Raw genomic sequence first — 6,619 nt, 5'->3', positions numbered from 1 at the left:
GGAGTGGCGACGCTGTCGCTGTCGGCGGCGGCTGCCGCCGACAGCGACAGCTCTCCGTCGGTTCGCCCAAGATTCTCTCGTCGAGACCGCTAGTGTAACCGCTCTGCCACAGAACTCAGGCTTCAGAAACAGCTAGCCGAGGATGCTTTGTGAGGTACTGATGATCTATGATTTTCAGTACCCGTCTGTTCGGATTTTGAATAGTCCCGTCTCTGGAAAGAATCACTGGACACAATATGACTTCGAACATCTTAGAGACCTACTTCACTCATCCTCCGAAGAGTACAATACAGCACATCCGCACAGCTCTGAAGCCCGAACACTACTTTCGTCCGTGTTCAATCTACACGAGCTATACGAGATTCTCATTCGTGCTGAGGCAGGTGAGGTCACAGACCGACACAAGATGCAGCTGCTATACCTTAGGAGAGCTACTAGCCCGCTTTTAACCGTATATCTCTCCGCGAAAAATCACCTTTATAGCGTAGCATACGGCCAGATACGACTTTTGCTTGAATTGTATCTCGGAGTTAGGGAACTGAACAGGGACAAAGATCAGACTGAAAAGAAGTTTGTAGAGTTTAGAGAAGATCTGAATGAGAATGAATACGGAGACTATGAGACATTACCGATGACGGATTTCTTTGGCGGGAAAGTTGGACAGGTGAAAGGAGATTTCAAGGACCAACATGAGCTACAAAGGTCACTCTACGGTCGTATAAGCAATTTAGGTACACATCCATATAGTATCAAATCTACCGGAAACGACGGCACATACAGTGAGTCCCAAGAAAAAGACGTTCTAGATTTTGCTCTGATTTTTGCCTACGGCATCGCAGCACAGTATATACGAACATTCGAAAACTCAGAAGCTGAGCAGTTTGTTCGGCAGGAGGCCGACCAGGTAATCATCCAAAGTATCCTTGCTACTAGAACACTCCCTCTCTTTTTCGAGGAAGATCTCGAATTCGACTTCAACTACTGACAAACTGTTACAGACCATCCGGAACCATCCAGAACACTCCGAGTTCACTTTATATACCTCGCCGAATGTTCTCAGTGACGTGATAAGCGACGGAGCAGTTTTCGAAGACGACCACCTTCCAGATCCGATCGTCGGTCGGAACCGGCACATAAACGAGATGATCGACGCTTTCGCACCGATCGAAGACGGCCAGCGCGCCGAGAACTGCTTTCTCTTCGGTCCCCCCCTGCGCACGGGTCCGCGGGTCTCCTCACCGCAGTTCGGGCAGACGACGTTCGTTGTCGAGATACACGCGGCGGTACCACCGCGATGACAACGATAGTCAGAACGTGATCTTGAGGAGACTGAAACCGCCCCCGCGTTTAGGCCGACGCCAGTCCAATCTCTCGGTTTGTTCGTCGCAGTCCGGCCGCCTCACTCGTCCTCGGCGGCGGGGGGTCTCGATTAGTCCTCGTCGTCGTCCTCGTCTCGGTCGCGCTGACGGCCCTTGGCTACGCGCTCGCCCCCACTGAGGAGGCTTTCGCGTGCCCGTTCACGGTCGGACTGTTCCTCTTCTTGGGCGCTCATACCATCATCTCGTGGTTTTGAAGATATAGTCTTTGGGTCACCGCCACTCCCTGAAGTCCTTGATCGCTCGGTGAGTCTGCGTAACGAGACCAGAGACGAACACTACTCCTCCGATCAACACCACCGCAATCACTCCGATCCAAATCGGAACGGTCCCCTCGATCCCTCGATAAAATCCGACCACGAACGCGACAATCGCGGTCACGAGGAATACGATCGTCAACTGAACAAGAGGAATATTTCGGATATTTGTACTCCTATTGAAGTTTATCCGCATTATGTAGTTTTTAACGAGGAGTGCCTCGGCTTCTTCCCGGCTGAAATCTGCTTTGAGTAACCCCGTGAGGTTTTCCGAACTCACCCCGACGTCGAGTTCCGAAGCCGTGTACGTCATTGCCGCGAACGCGGTCGAGAGGACCAGTGCTCCGATTCCCGCCTGCGTGTATATATTCACGAACGGTTCGACGTTTCCGAGACTCGACCCGGCGTCAGTTCCTACCTGTGTGCCGATCGATAACACGGAGATCAGAATTCCGATCACCGCGACGTTGAGTCGGAGTATTCTGCTCGCCTTTGTGTCGATGTCGTCGAGTACCTTCTGCTGTGCGTCGACCGTCTCACGAGCTTCCGCGCGCAGCTCCGAGAGGTGCTCCGGATCGCTATCGAGATCGGTGTCCTCTAACTCGGCTCGCAAATCGTCGGGATCGCGGCTCGACATCGTTACCCCGCGACAGCCTCCTCCACGATCTCGATCTCCGCCTCGGTCAGGTCGTAGAGATCGTAGACGATCTCGTCGATGAGCCGGTCGGTCGCTTCGATCTTCGCGTCGAGTTCGTCGGCGCGGTCCTTCGTCTCGACGTAGCGCCGGAGGTCGTCGGCGGTATCCTCGGGGTCGGGCAGCGTGATCGCCTTCAGGCGGTCGACGAGCGAGTTCGTCTTGGTGGCGTTCTCGCGGAAGCCCGCGATCTCGTCGTCGACCGCGACCGGGACGAACGCCGCGACGAGCGCGGCCTCGCCCTCGGCGCAGTCGACGAGCGTGAACGCCTCGACGAACTCGGTCTCGGTGTAGCCGTAGGCGTCGGTCTCGTGGGCGTCTTCGTCGTCGGGCTTGTAGCGCGCCGTCGCGGAAATCGTGACGCGCGTGCCGTCGCGCTCGGCGCGCACGTCGCCCACGCGGAGCTTCTCGTACTCCGCGGTCGTCGCGTCGAGGACGTTCGACTCGCTCGGCTGGAAGAGACCGACGTCGGGGAGCTTCGGGCCGTCCTCGTAGGTGCCGAGGTAGTCGAGGAGGTCGAGGTTGAGGGATTCTCGTCGGTTTTTAAGATCGGTTATCCCTTCTGCGAGTTCTTGGAGTCCCTCACCAGTCTCAGCAGCTGCTTCACTTAGATTTGGTGCGATTGGTAGGTGCTTGAGATACTGTCCTCTGAACTCAATACGTCCCCTGTCACTGGGGTTCCCAAGAGTGGAGCAGGTTTGTGCGAGATAAAAATGCGCTATGTTGCTGTTGAGAACCGCAAGCAACTCGGGATTTTCCTGTGGTATAAAGAAGCACTTGTTATTTGGGTAGAGTGGTCCATCATGGTGGGCAAACCTCGGTTCAAGAGCGATTTCTGGATAGAGTATCTTTGAATCCTCAAAGTATTCCCTATATCCTGACTGGGGCTGTTGAAGTTCATACCACTCTTGTTCAGTCGCTCGGCCTTCTAGTTCTGATTTGTACTGACTAAGATACTCTTTAACAGCAGGGTATTGCTCGATATCCGTTCCATGGTCGATATAAATGATCCACTGGTCGTGATCCTCAATTTGATAGCGTTTCATATCGTCTCCTCTGACCAGAGGCTTGATAACCTCCTCAGAGCCAGAGTCACTATCGATCAGATCTTCTTTTAACTCTCCATCTATCAGGAAAGCCTCATTTAGTCCTGTGACAATCCCACGAAGAATCTGGTCATTAACGACATCTCCGAGTGGACTACCTCTCTGGTCCAGTTTATTCATCAACTCCGAAACGGATCGCGGTGCGACACGCCAGTTTGATCCACTTATCGCGTCAGGACCACACTCGTAAGATCGGTGATCAACCCTGTCAGAAAGCGAGTCGAAATCCAGCGACAATATCTCGGCGTACTGGGGTAGACCAGACTGAGTTCCTTTGGAAGCGAGGAGAATTAACGGCATAACCGAGGCTTCTTCGAAGACTGGTAGTTCTCCGAAATCGACCATCTCTTTAATCGATGAGTTGTTCGACAGGAATCTCCGAAGCTTACTCCCGTAATTTGCTCGGAGAAATTTATTTGAGATAATTGCGCCATATTCCCCGTCTGGCCGGAGAATTCCAACCGATTTCTCTACGAAATAGACATACATATCGGAGCGGGAGGCGTGCGTTTCATAGGCTCCTTGGAGATATTTTTTGCTGCTCTTGAACTTCTCCATACGAATATACGGCGGGTTCCCGATCACCGCGTCGAAGCCGGCGTCAGCCTTGCGCTCGCCGTCCTCGTCGTAGAACGCCACCGGGAACTCCAACTCCCAGTGGAAGAAGCGCTCGTCGGCGGCCATCGCCTGCGCGCTCGCGAACCAGTCTTGCCCCTCGATGTCGCTCCACGAGTCGGCGCGGAGGGCCTCCGCCATGCGCTTGTCGGCGTCGCTCGGCACGTCGAGACCGAAGCGCTCGGCGGTGTGGACGTTCGCCATCGCCAGCAGGTGCCGGTAGAGGGGGTCGTCGCGGACCGCGTCGTACACGTCCTCCATCTCCTTCGCGTCTTCGAGCGTCTCGTTGTCGATGGAGAGCAGGCTCTGGAACCGGTCCATCACGTGTTCGAGCGCCTGCTGGCGGGTGTGCGCGAACGACTGCTCTAAGGTCAACTGCCCGTCGCTCGTCTCGTCGCCGTCGCCGTTGGCGAGCACGTCCTCGATGTCGCTGCCGACCAGCGAGTTCCCGGTCTTCAGGTGGTGATCGAGGAAGGCGAGCGGCTGCTCCGCGGCGAGCGTCCGCAGCCACAGCGACACCTTCGCCAGCTCGGTCGCGAGCGGATTCAGGTCCACGCCGTAGATGCACCGCTGGGCCACTTTCCGCCGCGCCCAGTTGATGTCGCGCTCCTCGTCGACCGTCTCGACGCCCCGCTGGGCCGCCTGCCGCTCCTGCGCGTCGATGATCTCCCGCGCGAGGTAGTCGACCGCGCTCGTGAGGAAGTGCCCGCTCCCCATCGCCGGGTCGAGGATCTTCAGGTCGAACACGCGCTCCGCGAACTCGTCCGCGAACCCGCCCTCGCTGTAGGAGTCGTAGCCGACCAGGTCCTCGCGGACCTCGTCGACCAGCGGCCCGAGCGTCTCGTCGACGACGTACTCGACGACGTACTCCGGCGTGTAGTACGACCCCGTCGCCTTGCGCTCGCCGCTTCCGGTCGTGAGATACACCTCGCCCGGCTCGACCGCGACGGCCTCTGAATCGGCATCCTCGCCGACCGGCACGTACTCGCCGTCGTCGAGCGCTAGCGGCTCGTCCGCGACGTGGAGCTGGTACTCCAGCAGCCCCTCGTAGATGCTCCCGAGGTGGCGCACGTCCAGCGAGGAGTAGTCGACGAAGATCTTCCCCTCGCCGTCCCCCTGCCGGCTCCGGGTGAGCAGTTCGACGACGCGCGCCAGGTACGAGTCCCCGACCGTGTGCGCCGCGAGGAACCGCGCCTCCGCGCCGTCGTCCGCGTCCGGGTCGGTCCGGAACAGCCCGCCGTTGTACGCCGGGATGTGGAGGTCCTCCTCGGGGATCCCGCGGGACTTGCTCCCCTGATCGATCAGCTCGAACAGCTCGTCCAGTCGCGAACTCAGGTCGTCCTGCCAGTCGCGGTACTTCGGGTCGCCGCCGTCCAGCTCCGACGCGACCTCCTGTTTCAGCGAGTTCAGGCTGTACGATTCCTCGTATATCTCGTTGTCCGTGTCCAGCAGGTCCCGCCCCTCGGCCTCCGCGTACAGCACGAAGATGAGCCGGTAGAGGTAGATGAGCGAGGCGTCGTGGATCAGGTCGAGGTCCGCCTCGTCGAGGTCGTTCTCCGGGTACTGGAGGTACCCCTCGGAGAGCACCTTGATCGCCTCGTAGATGTTGTCCTGGAGGTCCTCGCCGAGGTCCTGCGCGAAGACGTTCGACTCGTCGTACACGTCGTCGAGGAAGCAGTCGCCGCCCGCGTCTTCGAGGAACGCCTGTCGTCGGAAGAAGAGGTAGAAGTACTTGAAGTCCGCAAGATCGCCTCCCTCCAACACCGTCGGCAGGTCGATCTCGTAGTAGGAGTCGAGCCGGTGGCTCGTCGGCCCGTAGTAGAGCCGCCACTTCCTGCCGTCGGTCAGCACCGCCCAGCGCGCGGGCGTCTCCTGGAGGTAGACGTGGATCTGGTAGCTCGGGTTCTCGAAGTCGCGCTCGTGCTCGCCGCTCCCGCGCGTGTCGAGCGGTCGCCCCCAGCGCTTGGCGTCCGCGACCGCGACCGCGTTCTCGTAGAAGTCGCCGCCCGACTCGCGGCGCTCGAAGGCGTCCCGGGCCGCGTCCGCCGTCTCGAAGAAGCCGTAGTCCGGCCGGCGCTGCGTCCGGCTCGTGCTCTCCTCGACCTCGAAGGGAATCGAAAGCTTCCGGAACATCGGCCGGACGAACTTCTCTTCGAGCTGGGACTCGTTCCGCTTCGGCGCGGTGTCTTTCTCGCGCTCGTAGAGGTCGACTATCTCGTCGTAGGCGGCGCGCAGCTCCGCCTCGTCGACCTCGTCCCACGCCTCCGTCTCGGGGAGGTGCTCGTCGAGGTAGTGGTTCGAGAACAGGTCGCGGTTCGTGCGGTAGGTGAGTGATCCCTGCATCTCAGGCGGGGGGTGCGCTGAAGGAACCGTCGGAGTCGCTGCCGTCGGCCGCGTCGCCGTCTCCGAGGGGCGGGCCGGCGATTCCGAGGTCCGGTTCGCCGCCCGGACCCGCGACCGCGACGCGCCGCCAGACTCGTTCGCGAGGTATCACGTATGAAACGGACGAACACCGGCGGCCGTATAGACTTTTCTTCGACGGCCGTCCCCGACCCCCCGGCACCGCGACCC

At 59.0% G+C, this 6,619-nt stretch carries 5 protein-coding genes; 2 read left to right on the top strand and 3 right to left on the bottom strand.

The features are described 5' to 3' along the window. Positions 1–334 precede the first annotated feature (334 nt). Together J2744_RS08025 and J2744_RS08020 are read left to right on the top strand one after the other, a co-directional pair. A complete protein-coding gene (locus J2744_RS08025; RefSeq protein ID WP_209546463.1) occupies positions 335–985 on the top strand; it encodes a hypothetical protein in 651 nt (216 codons plus the stop codon). Positions 986–1,064: 79 nt separating this feature from the next. Then, on the top strand, positions 1,065–1,298 hold the full coding sequence (locus J2744_RS08020; protein WP_209546477.1) for a hypothetical protein: 234 nt from the start codon (positions 1,065–1,067) through the stop codon (positions 1,296–1,298). 131 nt (positions 1,299–1,429) lie between these two features. Here J2744_RS08020 and J2744_RS15420 read toward each other — a convergent pair whose 3' ends face one another. The 3 genes from J2744_RS15420 to J2744_RS08010 are packed head-to-tail and all read right to left on the bottom strand — an operon-like array spanning position 1,430 to position 6,391. Beyond that, on the bottom strand, positions 1,430–1,552 hold the full coding sequence (locus tag J2744_RS15420; RefSeq protein WP_280921413.1) for a hypothetical protein: 123 nt from the start codon (positions 1,550–1,552) through the stop codon (positions 1,430–1,432). Positions 1,553–1,589: 37 nt separating this feature from the next. Next, the gene (locus J2744_RS08015) at positions 1,590–2,270 is read right to left on the bottom strand and encodes a hypothetical protein (RefSeq protein WP_209546461.1); all 681 of its coding nucleotides are present in this window, start codon (positions 2,268–2,270) and stop codon (positions 1,590–1,592) included. Positions 2,271–2,272: 2 nt separating this feature from the next. Next, positions 2,273–6,391, bottom strand: coding sequence for an Eco57I restriction-modification methylase domain-containing protein (locus J2744_RS08010; protein WP_209546459.1), 4,119 nt, complete (start codon positions 6,389–6,391; stop codon positions 2,273–2,275). Between the last annotated feature and the right edge of the window lie 228 nt (positions 6,392–6,619).

This window comes from Halorubrum trapanicum (genome assembly GCF_017873555.1).
GTDB lineage: Archaea > Halobacteriota > Halobacteria > Halobacteriales > Haloferacaceae > Halorubrum > Halorubrum trapanicum.
This window is presented reverse-complemented; position numbering and strand designations above follow the sequence as displayed.

Excerpts from the sequence above, each read along its gene's own strand:
- J2744_RS15420 (WP_280921413.1), bottom strand. The coding sequence starts at position 1,552 with ATGAGCGCCCAAGAAGAGGAACAGTCCGACCGTGAACGGGCACGCGAA.
- J2744_RS08015 (WP_209546461.1), bottom strand. The coding sequence starts at position 2,270 with ATGTCGAGCCGCGATCCCGACGATTTGCGAGCCGAGTTAGAGGACACC.
- J2744_RS08010 (WP_209546459.1), bottom strand. The coding sequence starts at position 6,391 with ATGCAGGGATCACTCACCTACCGCACGAACCGCGACCTGTTCTCGAAC.